We start from the raw sequence: 14720 nt of genomic DNA, 5'->3' as shown, positions 1-14720 counted from the left end.
TGCGCGAAATAGGATGAAGGGCGGCTGTTTCGCTGTCGCCTTTCATTTTGTGATTTTGACCTTGCTTGAGTAAGGAGTGAATGGCTTGGAATACGTGATTGAAATGCTCAATATCCGCAAGGTGTTTGGCACGTTTGTCGCCAATGACAACATTACGCTGCAAGTGAAAAAGGGGGAGATACACGCTCTGCTTGGCGAAAACGGGGCCGGCAAATCGACGCTCATGAACGTGCTGTTCGGTTTATACCAGCCGGACGGCGGCGAAATCCGCGTGAAAGGAAAGCCGGTGCGCATCACCGACCCGAACGTCGCCAATGATCTTGGCATCGGCATGGTGCATCAGCACTTTATGCTCGTCGATACGTTCACCGTGACGGAAAACATCATCTTAGGCAGCGAGCCGACGCGGGCCGGAACGATCGATATGAAGCGGGCGGAGCGGGAAGTGCGCGAATTGTCGGAACGATATGGACTCGCGGTCGATCCGACAGCGAAGATCGCCGACATTTCCGTCGGCATGCAGCAGCGCGTGGAAATTTTAAAGACGCTTTACCGCGGCGCCGATATTTTGATTTTTGACGAACCGACAGCGGTGTTGACGCCGCAGGAAATTCGCGAGCTCATGCAAATTATGCGCACGCTCGTCCGCGAAGGAAAATCCATCATTTTAATTACACACAAACTTAAAGAAATTATGGAAGTGTGCGACCGCGTCACCGTCATCCGCCGCGGCAAAGGAATTGCGACGCTCAATGTGGCGGAGACGAATCCGAACGAACTGGCGGCGCTCATGGTCGGCCGCGAGGTGCAGTTTACGACCGCTAAGAAACCGGCTGAGCCGGGAAAACCGGTGTTGGAAATTAAAGACTTAGTCGTCAAGGACGCGCGCGGGATCAAAGCGGTCAACGGTTTGAACTTGACGGTGCACGCCGGCGAGATCGTCGGCATTGCTGGAGTCGACGGCAACGGCCAGACCGAGCTCATTGAAGCCATAACCGGCTTGATCAAAGCTGAATCAGGGACAATCCGCCTCAACGGCCGAGACATTACGAATTTGCCGCCGCGCAAAATCATCGAAGCCGGCGTCGGCCATATTCCGCAAGATCGGCATAAGCACGGGCTTGTCCTTGACTTTCCGATCGGCGAAAACATGGTGCTGCAAACGTACTATCAGCCGCCGTACTCGAAACGGGGTCTGTTGAATTTTCAAGCCATTTACGAAAAAGCGCGCCAGCTCATCCGCGAATTTGACGTGCGCACGCCGGATGAATATACGAAGGCGCGGGCGCTATCGGGCGGAAACCAGCAAAAAGCGATCATCGGCCGTGAAGTCGACCGCGACCCGGACTTGTTGATCGCCGCCCAGCCGACGAGGGGGCTTGATGTTGGAGCGATCGAATTTATTCATAAGCGGCTCATTGAACAGCGAGACCGCGGGAAAGCGGTGCTGCTCGTCTCGTTTGAGCTTGACGAAGTGATGAACGTCAGCGACCGGATCGCTGTCATTTATGAAGGAAACATCGTCGCCATCGTTGATCCGAAAGAAACAACCGAACAGGAGCTCGGGCTGTTGATGGCTGGAAGCAAACGGAAGGAAGCAGGTGTGTCGTGATGAAGTCGAATCGTCTCCAGCAATTTTTGATACCATTGTTGGCCGTTCTTCTTGGCATGATCGCCGGTTCGATCGTGATGCTTGCAAGCGGCTACAACCCGATCGCTGGGTTTTACGCTCTCGTGTACGGGGCGTTTGGCGATACGTACTATATCGGCGAAACGATCCGCCAGACGACGCCATACATTTTAACGGGCTTGGCGGTGGCGTTTGCCTTTCGCACCGGCTTGTTTAACATCGGGGTTGAAGGGCAGCTGATCGTCGGCTGGCTCGCTGCCGTCTGGGTCGGGGTGTCCTTTGATTTGCCCAAAATCATCCATTTGCCGCTTGCCTTGTTGGCCGCCGCGTTGGCCGGGGCGCTATGGGGCTTGATTCCGGGTGTGCTGAAGGCGTATTTAAAAGTGCACGAAGTCATTATTACGATCATGATGAACTATATTGCTTTGCATGTAACGAACGCCATCATCCGTTCCGTTTTGTCTGATGAGGGATTTAAATCAAAGCCGGTGAAAGAAAGCGCATCGCTTCACTCCGACTTTTTTGATGCCATTACGCATCATTCCACCATGCATTACGGCATTTTCATCGCTGTCGCCGCCGCATTTGTCATGTGGTTTTTGCTTGAGCGGACGACGAAAGGGTTTGAGCTGCGGGCGGTCGGTTTCAATCAGCATGCGTCACAGTACGCGGGCATGAATGTGCGCGCCAACATCATTTTAGCGATGGTCATCTCCGGCGCTTTTGCCGGCGTCGCCGGGGCGATGGAGGGGCTTGGCACATTTGGAAACATCTCGACGAAAGCCGGCTTTACCGGCCTTGGATTTGATGGCATCGCGGTTGCTTGATCGGAGGAAACAACGCGTTTGGCATTTTGCTCTCCGCCTTGTTGTTTGGCGCCTTAAAAGTCGGGGCGTTGGAAATGCCGTCAAGCGCCGGCGTGCCGACCGAACTCGTCGATATTATTATCGCGCTCATCATTTTCTTTGTTGCATCCAGCTACATGATCCGCTGGCTGTTATCTCGTTGGCAAAAGGGGGCGGAGTAAGTGAGCGTGTATGACGTCTTGCAAACGATTGTCCCGACAACGATTTTCTTTGCGGCTCCTCTCATTTTCACCGCCCTTGGCGGCGTGTTTAGCGAACGGTCCGGCGTCGTCAACATCGGGCTTGAAGGATTGATGACCATCGGCGCGTTTGTCGGCATCGTCTTTAATTTGACGTTTGCCGATCGGTTTGGCGAATGGACGCCGTGGCTTGCCTTATTGGCTGCCATGGTGGTCGGCGCTGTATTTTCCCTGCTGCACGCTGTCGCGTCGGTCACATTTCGCGCCGACCAAGTCGTAAGCGGGGTGGCGATCAACTTTTTGGCGCTTGGTCTGTCGCTGTTTTTAGTGAAGAAAATGTACGGCAAGGGGCAGACGGACCAAATTCAAGTTGGGTTTGACAAAATTGACGTGCCAGTGTTAAGCGACATTCCCGTCATCGGGCCGCTGTTGTTTTCCAACGCGTACGCGCCGTCGTATATCGCCATTGCGCTGGCGTTTGTATCATGGTATGTCATTTACAAAACGCCGTTTGGCCTGCGGCTGCGTGCGGTCGGCGAACATCCGATGGCGGCGGATACGATGGGGATTCATGTCGCCAAAATGCGCTACATCGCTGTCATGATCAGCGGCGCGCTCGGCGGCTTGGGCGGTGCGGTATACGCGACGATCATTTCCCGCGATTTCAGCCATGCGACGATTTCCGGGCACGGATTTATGGCGCTTGCGGCGATGATTTTCGGCAAGTGGCATCCGATCGGCGCGATGGGGGCGGCGCTCTTTTTCGGGTTGGCGCAAAGCTTAAGCATCGTCGGGCAAACGATTCCGTTCTTGAAAAACGTCCCGACCGTTTACTTGCTCATCGCCCCGTATGCACTCACGATTTTGGCGCTGGCGGGCTTCATCGGCCGCGCTGAGGCGCCGAAAGCGGCTGGCACGCCATACATCAAAGGAAAACGGTGATGAAAGCGGCTGTCCGAAAAACGGACGGCCGTTTTTGCTGAATGGAATGATTTGCATTTTTCCATTGGCAAAAGGTATATTGTTGATAAGACGCTTTACAATAAATGAAAGATAGTGCATATCTGCAAAGAGAAAAAGTAAGGAGGAGTTGGATTGGTCGACGAAAAAGTCACAGCGGTCGGACCGGTTCGCGTCCATACGATTTCGACCGATAAGTACAAAACGAACACGATCGTTTGGAAAATGAAGGCCCCTCTTGCTAAAGAGACGGTCACGCTGCGCGCGCTTTTGCCATACGTCTTGCAAAGCGGCACGGCCGACTATCCGAGCGTTAAGGCGCTGCGCACCTATTTGGATGAACTGTATGGGGCGACGCTGAACGTCGATTTAACGAAAAAAGGCGAACATCATATCATGACGATTCGCATCGATGTCGCCAATGAACGATTTTTGCCGGAGCAAACGCCGCTTCTTGCGAAAGCGTTTCAGTTCTTGGCCGATCTTCTGTTCCGCCCGGCGCTTGATGGCGGCCGGTTTGTCACTGACATTGTTGAGCAGGAAAAGCGGGCGCTCCGTCAACGCATTCAGGCGGTGTATGATGACAAAATGCGCTATGCGAACATGCGCCTTGTAGAAGAAATGTGCAAAGGCGAACCGTACGCCCTCTCTCCAAACGGCGAGCTTGAAGACGTGGACGGCATCACGGCGGAAGGGCTGTATCGCTATTATGAACGAGCGCTGGCCGAGGATGAGCTGGATCTATATGTCATTGGCGACGTGGCTGAAGAGGCGGTGCTCAATGCGGTGAAGCAGCGTTTTTCTCTGCCGGATCGTCCAAAGCGGGAGCGCGCATCGTCGGTTTCTGTCAAGCCGCAAGGGGAAGTTCGCGAAGTCATCGAGCGGCAAGACGTGAAGCAAGGAAAGCTCAACATCGGCTATCGGACAAATGTGACGTATGAAGATGACGATTATTACGCCTTGCAAATGTTTAACGGCATTTTTGGCGGTTTTTCCCATTCGAAGCTGTTCATCAACGTCCGCGAGAAGGCAAGCCTTGCCTATTATGCCGCCTCAAGGCTTGAGAGCCATAAAGGGCTTTTGATGGTCATGTCCGGCATTGAACCGGCCAACTATGAGAAGGCGCGCCGCATCATCGATGAGCAAATGCAGGCGATGAAAAACGGCGATTTCACAGATGAAGAAATGGCGCAGACGAAAGTGGTCATCCGCAACCAGCTGCTTGAGACGCTCGATACGCCGCGCGGGCTTGTCGAGGTGTTGTACCATAACGTCGTCTCAACGCGAAAGCGCCCGATCGATGAATGGATGGCCGGCACCGATCAAGTGACGCGCGAGGATGTGGTGCGCGTCGCTGACAAGGTGAAGCTTGATACGGTGTACTTTTTGACCGGAATGGAGGCGACGGAAGATGGAAAAACGGGTGTATGAGACGCTGCACGAAGAGCTGTTTTATGAAAAAATGGACAACGGCCTTGACGTGTACATTTTGCCGAAAAAAGGATTCAACAAAACGTATGCGACATTCACCACGAACTACGGTTCGGTCGACAACCAGTTCGTCCCGCTCGGTAAAACGGAGATGAAGCGCGTTCCGGACGGCATCGCCCATTTTTTGGAGCATAAGCTGTTTGAAAAAGAAGACGGCGACGTGTTTCAGCAGTTCAGCAAACAAGGCGCCTCGGCGAACGCCTTTACGACGTTCACCCGCACCGCCTATTTGTTCTCAAGCACCGACAACGTCGAGAAAAACTTGGAAACGTTGATCGATTTTGTGCAAAGCCCGTACTTTTCCGACAAGACAGTGGAAAAAGAAAAAGGATCATCGGCCAGGAAATCCGGATGTACGACGATAACCCAGACTGGCGCGTCTATTTCGGCGCCATCGAAAGCATGTATCACAACCATCCGGTCAAAATCGACATCGCCGGCACAGTTGAATCGATCGCCCAAATTACGAAAGAGTTGCTGTATGAGTGCTACGAAACGTTTTACCACCCGAGCAACATGCTTTTGTTTGTCGTCGGCCCGGTCGATGAACAAAAAATCATGCAGCAAATCCGCGACAACCAGGCGAAAAAGTCGTTCCCGCAAGCTCCGGAAGTGAAGCGATTTGCGTATGAAGAACCGAGCGCAGTAGCGGAAAAGAAAAAAGTGATTCCGATGCATGTGCAGACGAACAAGTGCTTTGTCGGCATCAAAGCGCCGTCCGTTCCTGAAGCCGGCGAACAAAAACTTCGGCATGAGCTTGCCTTCCACGTCGCATTGGACTATTTGTTTGGAAAAAGCTCGCCGCATTATGAACGGCTGTACCGCGAAGGATTGATCGATGATACATTTATGTACGATTATACAGAAGAGCGCGGGTTCGGCTTCGCGTTGATCGGCGGCGATACAAGGGACGCTGAACGGCTCGCTTCGGAAATTCAAACGGTGCTGCTGTCGTTTTCGTCGGAAGCAGTCAAAAAGGAAGAGTTTGAACGGGTGAAAAAGAAAAAAATCGGCGCCTTTTTGCGCGCGCTCAACTCGCCGGAATACATCGCCAACCAGTTTACGCGCTACGCGTTTTACGGATCCAACTTGTTTGACATTTTGCCGGCGCTTTCATCCCTTGCCATGGACGATATCTCGGCGGTTGCCTCTTCTTGCTTCCGCGATTCGCAAATCGCGGTTTGCGAAGTCGTTCCAAAAGGGCAATAAGGCATCCTTCCTGAGAAGGATGCTTTTTTGCGGCAAAAAGGAGAGGATGGTTTCATGCGCTACGCCTTGATTACGGGAGCCTCTGGAGGCATCGGACAAAGCATCGCCCGTGTGCTCGCTCGGGAGGGGTACGGACTTTTTCTCCATTACTATCGGCGACGGGCGCCTGTTGAAGCGCTGAAAGAAGAGCTTAACGATGTGCATATTGTGCCGATTGAGGCCGATTTGTCGGCACCGGATGGGGTGGAAAAGCTCGTTTCGCAAATCGATCGCCCGGTTGATGCCATCGTTTACAACAGCGGTGCAAGCTATTACGGATTGTTGACCGACATGAACGATGAATTAATCGAGCGGATGGTGCGGCTTCACATGACAAGCCCGGTGTTGCTCATCAAAAGGCTGATCCCATCAATGGTGGCGAGAAAGCGCGGTCATATTGTGTTCATTTCCTCGATTTGGGGATTGTGCGGCGCTTCATGCGAGGCGGTGTACTCGATGACAAAGGGAGGGCAGAACGCGTTTGCCAAGGCGCTGGCCAAGGAGCTTGCCCCAAGCGGCATTCGCGTCAACGCTGTTGCACCGGGGGCGATTGATACCGATATGCTGCGGGTGTTTCGTCCTGAGGAGCTGGAAGCGCTCACTGACGAAATTCCAGCCGGCCGGCTCGGCACCCCGGATGAGGTGGCGGAAACGGTGGCGTTTTTGCTGTCTGATGGCGCTTCGTATATCACCGGCCAAGTCATTTCCGTCAACGGCGGCTGGTATTGTTGAACGTATATTTTCCGGTTCGGCAGGCAAACTATCCTTGAAACATTCAACAAGGAGGGATTGACATGTCGGTACTGGATAACTTTGAACAATGGAAAGACTTTTTGGCGGAACGTTTAGAACAAGCGCAACAGCAAGGATTGACCCAGCAAGTGATCACAGATGTCGCTTACCAAATCGGGGATTATTTGGCGAAACACGTCGACCCGAAAAACCCGGAAGAACGGGTGCTCGCTGATCTTTGGAGCGTTGCGGATGAAAAAGAGCAGCACGCCCTTGCCAACATGATGGTCAAGCTGGTCCAACAAAAATAATCACCCGGTAAAAGAGAGGGGCCTCCCTCTCTTTTTTCTTCCTCCTTTTCGGTTGCTTTTCCATTTATAATTATAGTAGTATGAACTTAGCATAAGGCGTTCGTGCGGACACCGGCAAGGGAGGAGACGGGATGGGCAAGCAGGAATGGTATTTGGAATATGAAATTCATGTCAACCGCCCGGGGTTGCTCGGCGACGTTGCTTCGCTGCTCGGTATGTTGTCCATTAACATCGTGACGATCAACGGTGTCCGGGATTCGCGCCGCGGCATGTTGCTTTTGTGCGACAATAACGAGCAAATTGAACGGTTGGCGACGATCTTGCGGACGATGGACAACATTACGGTGACGAAGCTGCGCCAGCCGAAGCTGCTCGACCGCCTCGCCGTCCGCCACGGCCGTTATATCCAGCGCGATGCCGATGACAAAAAAACGTTCCGCTTCGTCCGTGATGAACTTGGACTGCTTGTCGATTTTATGGCGGAACTTTTTAAAGAAAAAGGGCATAAGCTCATCGGCATCCGCGGGATGCCGCGCGTCGGCAAGACAGAATCGATCGTCGCCGCCAGCGTGTGCGCCAACAAACGATGGCTGTTTGTTTCATCGACGCTGATTAAACAGACGGTTCGCACGCAGTTGATGGAAGATGAGTATAGCGAGGACAACATTTTCATTATCGACGGCATCGTCTCAACGCGCCGCGGGAACGAGCAGCACTGGCAGCTCATCCGTGAGCTCATGCGCCTTGAGGCGACGAAAGTCGTCGAGCATCCGGACATGTTTGTTCGCCATACGGAATACACGCTCGATGATTTTGATTATATGATTGAGCTGCGCCATGAACCGGACGAAGATATTTCCTACGAAGCGATTGACCGCCCGTCATTGTTGGGCGATGACGGGTTTTCCGAATTTGGGTTTTAATTTAAAAAAAGTGGAAGGTGTTGGCCGTTGACGGAACTAGGAAAACGTTTGCGGGAAGCACGGGAAGAAAAAAAGATGAGTTTGGACGAGCTGCAGGAGATGACGAAAATTCAAAAGCGGTATTTGATCGGCATCGAAGAAGGCAACTATGCCATCATGCCTGGAAATTTTTATGTGCGTGCCTTCATCCGGCAATATGCTGAAGCGGTCGGGCTTGATCCGGATGAGCTGTTTGAACAGTATAAACAGGACATTCCCCAGTCTTATCAAGATGACATTCCGCAGACGCTGTCGCGCGTGAAGACGCACCAGCAACTGTCTGCCGAGGGGGCGAAATGGCTCGATTGGCTGCCGAAAGTGGTTGTCGCGGCGGTCGTCATCGGGGCGGCAGTCCTCGTTTGGGTGCTGCTCCAGCACGGCGCCGCAAATGAGCCGCCGACAAAGACAAGCCCAAAAACAGCGGAGGTCGAAAAGCCGAAACATTCGCCGCTTGAGCAAGCGAAACAAAAGCAGCCGGCGAAGGAAACGGACGAGAAGGCAACGAATGAAAACGGACAGCAAAATGAACAGCCAGCGCCGACTGGCGAAGAAGAACAGCCGGCTGCGGCGATGAATGTGACGGAAAAGCGCGGCAACACGGCGACGATTGAAGTCGCCAGCTCCGGCGCGTTTTCCATCGAGCTTTCATCCAAAGGAACGTCATGGGTCGAAGTATACAATACGAAAGGCCATACGTTTTACCGCGGCAACTTGACAAGCGGGCAGACGAAAACGTTCGATCTGTCGGCCGAAAGCGAAGTATGGGTGAAAATCGGGCGTACGCTGGACGTCGACATGAAGGTAAACGGCCAGCCGTTTGCCTATCCGTTTGCCCCGAAAGAGGAAGTATACCAAAAGCTGCATTTCGTGTTGAAGAAATGATGGAACAGGGCGCTTTTCCGCAGGAAGGCGCCTGCTTTTCGCACGGACTGAACTATGTTGAATGAGCGGAGGTATTTGTGGTGAACTTGCCGAATAAAATTACGGTAGCGCGCATTATGCTCATCCCGTTTTTCTTGATCGTGATGCTCGTTCCGTTCGGGTGGGGAAGCATCCAAATCGGCGGGACAGAGCTTCCGGTTGCCCATCTTGCCGGCGCGCTCATTTTCATCATCGCCTCAGCGACGGACTGGATCGATGGCTACTATGCCCGCAAATACGGGTTGGTGACGAATTTAGGAAAATTTTTAGATCCGCTTGCCGATAAATTGCTTGTGTCGGCGGCGCTTATCGTGCTTGTCGAGCTCGGGGCCGTTCCGGCGTGGATGGTGATTGTCATCATCAGCCGCGAGTTTGCCGTCACCGGCTTGCGGCTCGTGCTTGCCGGCGAGGGGGAAGTCGTCGCTGCCAACATGCTTGGCAAAATCAAGACATGGACGCAAATTGTCGCCATTTCCGCTTTATTGTTACATAACTTCCCATTCTCGCTCATTTCGTTTCCGTTCGCTGAATTGGCGCTGTGGGTGGCGGTCATTTTCACGATTTGGTCTGGCTGGGATTATTTTGCGAAAAACAGACATGCGTTTTCCCATTCGAAATAGCCGGCCGCAAAGGGGGAGAAAGTCTGTTGAACGCGGAGATCATTGCCGTTGGCTCCGAGCTGTTGCTTGGGCAAATCGCCAATACGAACGCCCAGTTTTTGTCGCAGCAGCTGGCGATGCTTGGCATTAACGTCTATTTCCATACCGTCGTCGGCGACAACGCCGGCCGCCTCGAACAGGCGGTGAAAACGGCGCAAACGAGAGCGAACCTCATCATTTTCACCGGCGGCCTCGGCCCGACGAAAGACGATTTAACGAAGGAGACGATCGCCCGTTTGCTTGGCCGCCGACTCGTGATCGACGAGGAAGCGCTCCGAGCGATTGAGGCGTATTTTGCCCGCACAAACCGGCCGATGACAGAAAACAATAAAAAGCAGGCGCTCGTCTTGGAAGGATCGACGGTGCTGAAAAACGAGCACGGCATGGCGCCAGGGATGGCGCTTGTGGCAGACGGCATTACGTACATGTTGCTGCCCGGGCCGCCGAAAGAAATGCGGCCGATGTTCAAAAAATACGGAAACGCCTTTTTGCGCCGTACGTTTTCGCTTTCCGAGCGCATCGAGTCGCGCGTGCTCCGCTTTTTTGGCATCGGTGAATCAGCGCTCGAGACGGCGATTGCGGATTTGATCGACGCCCAGTCGAATCCGACGATCGCGCCGCTGGCCGGCGACGGTGAAGTGACGCTTCGTCTGACAGCGAAGCATCAGGATGAGGCGGAGGCGAAGCGGCTTCTTGACGAAGTGGAATCGGCCATTTTGGCGCGTGTCGGCCGCCACTGCTACGGATATAACGATGAAACGTTGTTTACAAAGACGCTCGAGCGGTTAAAAGAAAGAGGATGGACGATCGCGTCGGCCGAAAGTTTGACCGGCGGCCTTTTCCTCGAACAGCTCACCGCCCTCCCCGGCGCGTCGCAAGTCGTGCAGGGCGGTGTCGTCTGCTACACAAACGGCGTCAAAGAACAGGTGCTTGGCATACCGCGCACGCTGCTTGAGGCAGAAGGGGCGGTGAGCGAGCCGTGCGCCCGTTTGCTTGCTGAAAACGTCCGCGCGATGTGCGATGCGGATATCGGCATCAGCTTCACCGGCGTCGCCGGACCCGATCCGCTTGAGGGCCACCCGCCCGGCACCGTGTATATCGGCATCGCCGTCCGCGGGCGCGATGCAACTGTCCACCGTCTGACGCTGTCCGGCACGCGTGATGCCATTCGCATCCGCACCGCCAAATACGGCTGTTTTTTTTCTGCTTGAGATGCTCGCGGCCGACTGCTGATCGGCCGCCCCCTTCCTTCTCCATTCTCCACCGCACATCGTTTTTTCCACCGCATGAGTATGGCGATTGTTGCTAGTTTCTCCACCGAAAAAACGAATGGACGTTCGTTTTTTGCTTGGCAATGGCCGCAAAACGCGGTATAGTATAAGTAGTCCTAGAATAAGGAGGAGTAGGTTAGTGAACCAAGATCGTCAAGCTGCATTGGAGCAGGCATTAAAACAAATTGAACGACAGTTTGGCAAGGGGGCCATCATGAAGCTCGGCGAGCAAGTCGACCGCAAAGTGTCGGTCGTGCCGAGCGGTTCGCTGGCGCTCGACATCGCGTTAGGCGTCGGCGGCTATCCGCGCGGGCGGATTGTGGAAATTTACGGCCCGGAATCGTCCGGGAAAACGACCGTTGCCCTTCACGCGATCGCGGAAGTGCAAAAGCGGGGCGGGCAAGCAGCTTTCATCGACGCAGAGCACGGTGCGACCTGTTGCTGACTGAAGTATGGCGGAAACGCCGTGCGAAAAGTCAGCGGGACTGAGCATGAGTAGGTCCTAACTGCATCACCGAGAGCTCGGTGAAAATCCGAGACGGGAATGAAGGTTGGCATTCCCGCCCTAATACCCCGACGTGCGGTCATGGTGCGCAACATGGCTGTACGAAGCTCGGAGAGGACGGCGAAAAGCAGACCTGAGAAGCGGTTAGCGAAGTAGCCGGGGGTCCATAAAGCTCCTATGGCTAGAGAACGCATAGCGTTGGAACGAACCACCGGAAGTACGGCTCGTAAGGCGTGGGGCGCCGAAAAAAGAAGGCGCTCACCTCCTAAGTGAGGTTCAGCCCTGGATGAGGTATTCGTGTTTGCCGAGTCTGGATTGATCCCGTAGAGGATCTTTGCCTTGAGCCCTCCAACCATGGGCAGAAAGGCGGCTGACGGGTCAGAGGTGGAGCCTAAGGGAGCATGCAAGGATAGGTGATGCGGTACAGGTGAACCACCCCAGCGGATGCCAAGGGATGCGCATCCCGATGCCGCTAAGCAGGAGGAAATGACTGCTGAAGGGGTGGGGCAGCAGCCCGTAGTAGTGATGAAGCAGGGTAACTCCTGCGGAGCGAAGGGGCATAGTCGAGTACCCTAGGTTACTAACCCAGACAATGATTAGGAAGCCGTGAGGAAATCCGTAAGGGTTTCGGTGAGCAAAACTGACTAAAAACGTGTATGGTACAAATCCGCTAGAAAGGATTTGATACTATCAACCAAACGTTTCAAGAACTAATCATTCCTAGGTCGGAGCAGGAATTCCGCGACCTACAAGACAAGATGTACGCCATTACACAATAAGTAAACTCGAGGAATACAGAAAGTGCGTACACTAGTAAAGTCTAGAGCGGATTAGTAACCGGGGTACTCGATGGAACGCCGTGTGCGGGGAAACTCGCACGCACGGTGTGAAGCGGGGGAAAATAGCCCCTCCGGGTAATGCCGAGGGTGACTATTACCTATCGCTATCGCTCGACCCCATCTATGCACAAAAATTAGGGGTCAATATCGATGAATTGCTGCTTTCCCAGCCTGACACGGGCGAGCAAGGTGCGTCACGTTTCCGTATAAGTGCGTAGGCACGAAAGCGGAGTCCGATGGGAACATCGGGACAACTCTACAGCCGAGTTGGAAGGTGAAATTCCTTCCCGTGGTGATAGTCCTATATCCACGAGCCTGAGACTCCTGCATGCATTCCGGTGCACCCTCACCGGGATGTATGAAGCCAGGTGAAGTCGTAACCCAAGTAGCCTAAGGCCGCAAAATGTGCTATGGCGAAAGTGGTGCGGGGCTCCTTAAAAGACGCCTATGGTGACGAAAGGAACCTATGCGTGAAGCTCGGTTACCGGTGCTCCCTGAAAAGGGACCATACAGGACGAACCACCGTGTCTTGTTTGCGGTGTTTCCTTTAACCGGCTGGCTTAGTTCGGTTACTGCTCTGATGGGTAGCGGACGTTCCAATCAGAGGTCCTGCCGAGTAGAGTAGGCACCTAAGGGCGTTCAAAAGAAGGGATAGGCTGTAGGGAACGTGAGAGGCCCCCTAAGGAGGAGACAGGGCTGGTCGATGATATCTTAGGGGGAGTCAGCGGTTCCATAGTAATGATGAAGGAGCGCCGTTTGAACCCCAAAGGCAACGATGGGGGAGGAAAAAACGCTCTGGAGTGAAGGGAACCAGCCGGGGCGGCAAAGTATCTACATGTTACGGCAAGCAGGCTAATTCATGGCACTTCCACCCAGTATTATAAAAAGGGAGAAAGGAGCATGAAGGTAAACAAACTTGTCGTAAAAAGCGAACAGGACTTGAGAAACTGCTTGGATCTTCTTTATCAAGAAGCTAAAAAGGGAAAACATTTTTACGGGATGCTTGAGTTGCTTCAAAATGATGTTGTCATTTTAGAAGCTATTCGCAATATTAAAAGCAATAAAGGTAGCAAAACGGCGGGGATTGATCAGAAAATAGTAGATGATTATTTGCTTATGCCAACGGAAAAGGTTTTCGGGATGATAAAAGCCAAACTCAATGACTATAAGCCTATACCAGTGAGAAGGTGCAACAAGCCCAAAGGAAATGCCAAAAGCTCAAAAAGAAAAGGCAATAGTCCGAATGAGGAAGGGGAAACGAGGTCCTTAGGAATATCCGCGGTGACGGATAGAATCATCCAAGAGATGCTCCGGATAGTGCTCGAGCCGATTTTCGAAGCCCAATTCTATCCGCACAGTTATGGGTTCAGACCGTATCGCTCCACCGAACATGCCTTAGCCTGGATGCTGAAAATCATCAACGGAAGCAAGCTGTATTGGGTTGTAAAAGGTGACATTGAAAGTTATTTTGATCACATCAATCATAAGAAGCTTCTGAACATCATGTGGAATATGGGCGTTAGGGATAAACGGGTACTATGCATCGTTAAGAAAATGCTGAAGGCGGGGCAAGTGATACAAGGTAAATTCTATCCAACCGCTAGGGGGATTCCTCAGGGAGGAATTATTAGCCCGTTGTTGGCTAATGTATATCTCAACAGCTTTGACTGGATGGTTGGCCAAGAATATGAGTATCACCCTAATAACGCAAACTATCGGGAAAAGAAAAACGCATTAGCGGCGTTAAGGAACAAGGGACATCATCCCGTCTTTTACATTCGTTATGCTGATGATTGGGTTATTCTTACGGATACGAAAGAATATGCGGAAAAAATAAGGGAGCAATGTAAGCAGTATTTAGCCTGTGAGTTGCACTTAACTCTATCGGATGAGAAAACGTTCATTGCAGATATCCGCGAACAACGGGTTAAGTTTCTTGGCTTTTGTATTGAGGCAGGAAAGCGGCGCTTTCATAAAAAAGGATTCGCCGCTAGAATGATTCCCGATATGGAAAAAGTCAATGCCAAGGTCAAAGAAATTAAGCGCGATATTCGATTGTTAAGAACGAGAAAATCGGAATTAGAGAAAGCCCTTGATATTGAAAACATTAACGCCAAAATTATAGGATTAGCCAATCATCTAAAAA

Annotated in this window: 10 protein-coding genes and 4 pseudogenes; all 14 read left to right on the top strand. The window is 52.7% G+C overall.

Going from position 1 to position 14720, the window contains the following annotated elements; all coding sequences use genetic code 11:
* Positions 1–85: 85 nt before the first annotated feature.
* A complete protein-coding gene (locus I656_RS00265) occupies positions 86–1612 on the top strand; it encodes an ABC transporter ATP-binding protein (RefSeq protein WP_011230784.1) in 1527 nt (508 codons plus the stop codon).
* A pseudogene (locus I656_RS0117110) lies at positions 1612–2657 on the top strand (ABC transporter permease). Before I656_RS00265 ends, I656_RS0117110 begins: the two are co-directional and overlap by 1 nt.
* Complete coding sequence (locus tag I656_RS00270; RefSeq protein WP_011230786.1) at positions 2658–3617, top strand: ABC transporter permease; 960 nt, start codon at positions 2658–2660, stop codon at positions 3615–3617. It abuts the pseudogene before it with no gap.
* A 153-nt stretch (positions 3618–3770) separates the two neighbouring features.
* Entirely contained in the window at positions 3771–5066 is a 1296-nt protein-coding gene (gene yfmF / locus I656_RS00275) for an EF-P 5-aminopentanol modification-associated protein YfmF (protein ID WP_020756927.1), read from the top strand.
* Positions 5047–6335: pseudogene (yfmH, locus tag I656_RS0117105) on the top strand (EF-P 5-aminopentanol modification-associated protein YfmH). The gene yfmF and the pseudogene yfmH overlap by 20 nt, the downstream one beginning before the upstream one ends.
* 54 nt (positions 6336–6389) lie before the next feature.
* Positions 6390–7106 (top strand): elongation factor P 5-aminopentanone reductase, encoded by a 717-nt coding sequence (gene ymfI / locus I656_RS00280; RefSeq protein WP_015374446.1) that lies wholly within the window; start codon positions 6390–6392, stop codon positions 7104–7106.
* A 62-nt stretch (positions 7107–7168) separates the two neighbouring features.
* Complete coding sequence (locus I656_RS00285) at positions 7169–7417, top strand: DUF3243 domain-containing protein (protein WP_011230790.1); 249 nt, start codon at positions 7169–7171, stop codon at positions 7415–7417.
* A gap of 131 nt (positions 7418–7548) precedes the next feature.
* Positions 7549–8340 (top strand): DUF3388 domain-containing protein, encoded by a 792-nt coding sequence (locus tag I656_RS00290; RefSeq protein WP_015374447.1) that lies wholly within the window; start codon positions 7549–7551, stop codon positions 8338–8340.
* A 27-nt stretch (positions 8341–8367) separates the two neighbouring features.
* On the top strand, positions 8368–9261 hold the full coding sequence (locus I656_RS00295; RefSeq protein ID WP_020756924.1) for a RodZ domain-containing protein: 894 nt from the start codon (positions 8368–8370) through the stop codon (positions 9259–9261).
* A gap of 80 nt (positions 9262–9341) precedes the next feature.
* Complete coding sequence (gene pgsA, locus I656_RS00300) at positions 9342–9920, top strand: CDP-diacylglycerol--glycerol-3-phosphate 3-phosphatidyltransferase (protein ID WP_011230793.1); 579 nt, start codon at positions 9342–9344, stop codon at positions 9918–9920.
* 26 nt (positions 9921–9946) lie between these two features.
* The gene (locus I656_RS00305) at positions 9947–11170 is read left to right on the top strand and encodes a competence/damage-inducible protein A (protein ID WP_033006947.1); all 1224 of its coding nucleotides are present in this window, start codon (positions 9947–9949) and stop codon (positions 11168–11170) included.
* A 199-nt stretch (positions 11171–11369) separates the two neighbouring features.
* Positions 11370–11657, top strand: a pseudogene (locus I656_RS0117100) (DNA recombination/repair protein RecA); the annotation flags it as partial.
* A gap of 964 nt (positions 11658–12621) precedes the next feature.
* Positions 12622–12765: pseudogene (locus I656_RS18425) on the top strand (recombinase RecA); the annotation flags it as partial.
* Between the two features lie 709 nt (positions 12766–13474).
* Positions 13475–14720 (top strand): reverse transcriptase domain-containing protein (locus I656_RS00310; RefSeq protein ID WP_020756920.1); only part of this gene is annotated, 1246 nt, incomplete at its 3' end.

The sequence above is a fragment of the Geobacillus sp. WSUCF1 genome (genome assembly GCF_000422025.1).
Classification (GTDB): Bacteria; Bacillota; Bacilli; order Bacillales; family Anoxybacillaceae; genus Geobacillus; species Geobacillus zalihae.
The sequence above is the reverse complement of the archived record's forward strand: the minus strand, read 5'-3'. Positions and strand labels throughout refer to the sequence as shown.

Coding starts and splice junctions, on each gene's coding strand:
- ymfI (WP_015374446.1), top strand. CDS start 6,390: ATGCGCTACGCCTTGATTACGGGAGCCTCTGGAGGCATCGGACAAAGC.
- I656_RS00285 (WP_011230790.1), top strand. CDS start 7,169: ATGTCGGTACTGGATAACTTTGAACAATGGAAAGACTTTTTGGCGGAA.
- I656_RS00290 (WP_015374447.1), top strand. CDS start 7,549: ATGGGCAAGCAGGAATGGTATTTGGAATATGAAATTCATGTCAACCGC.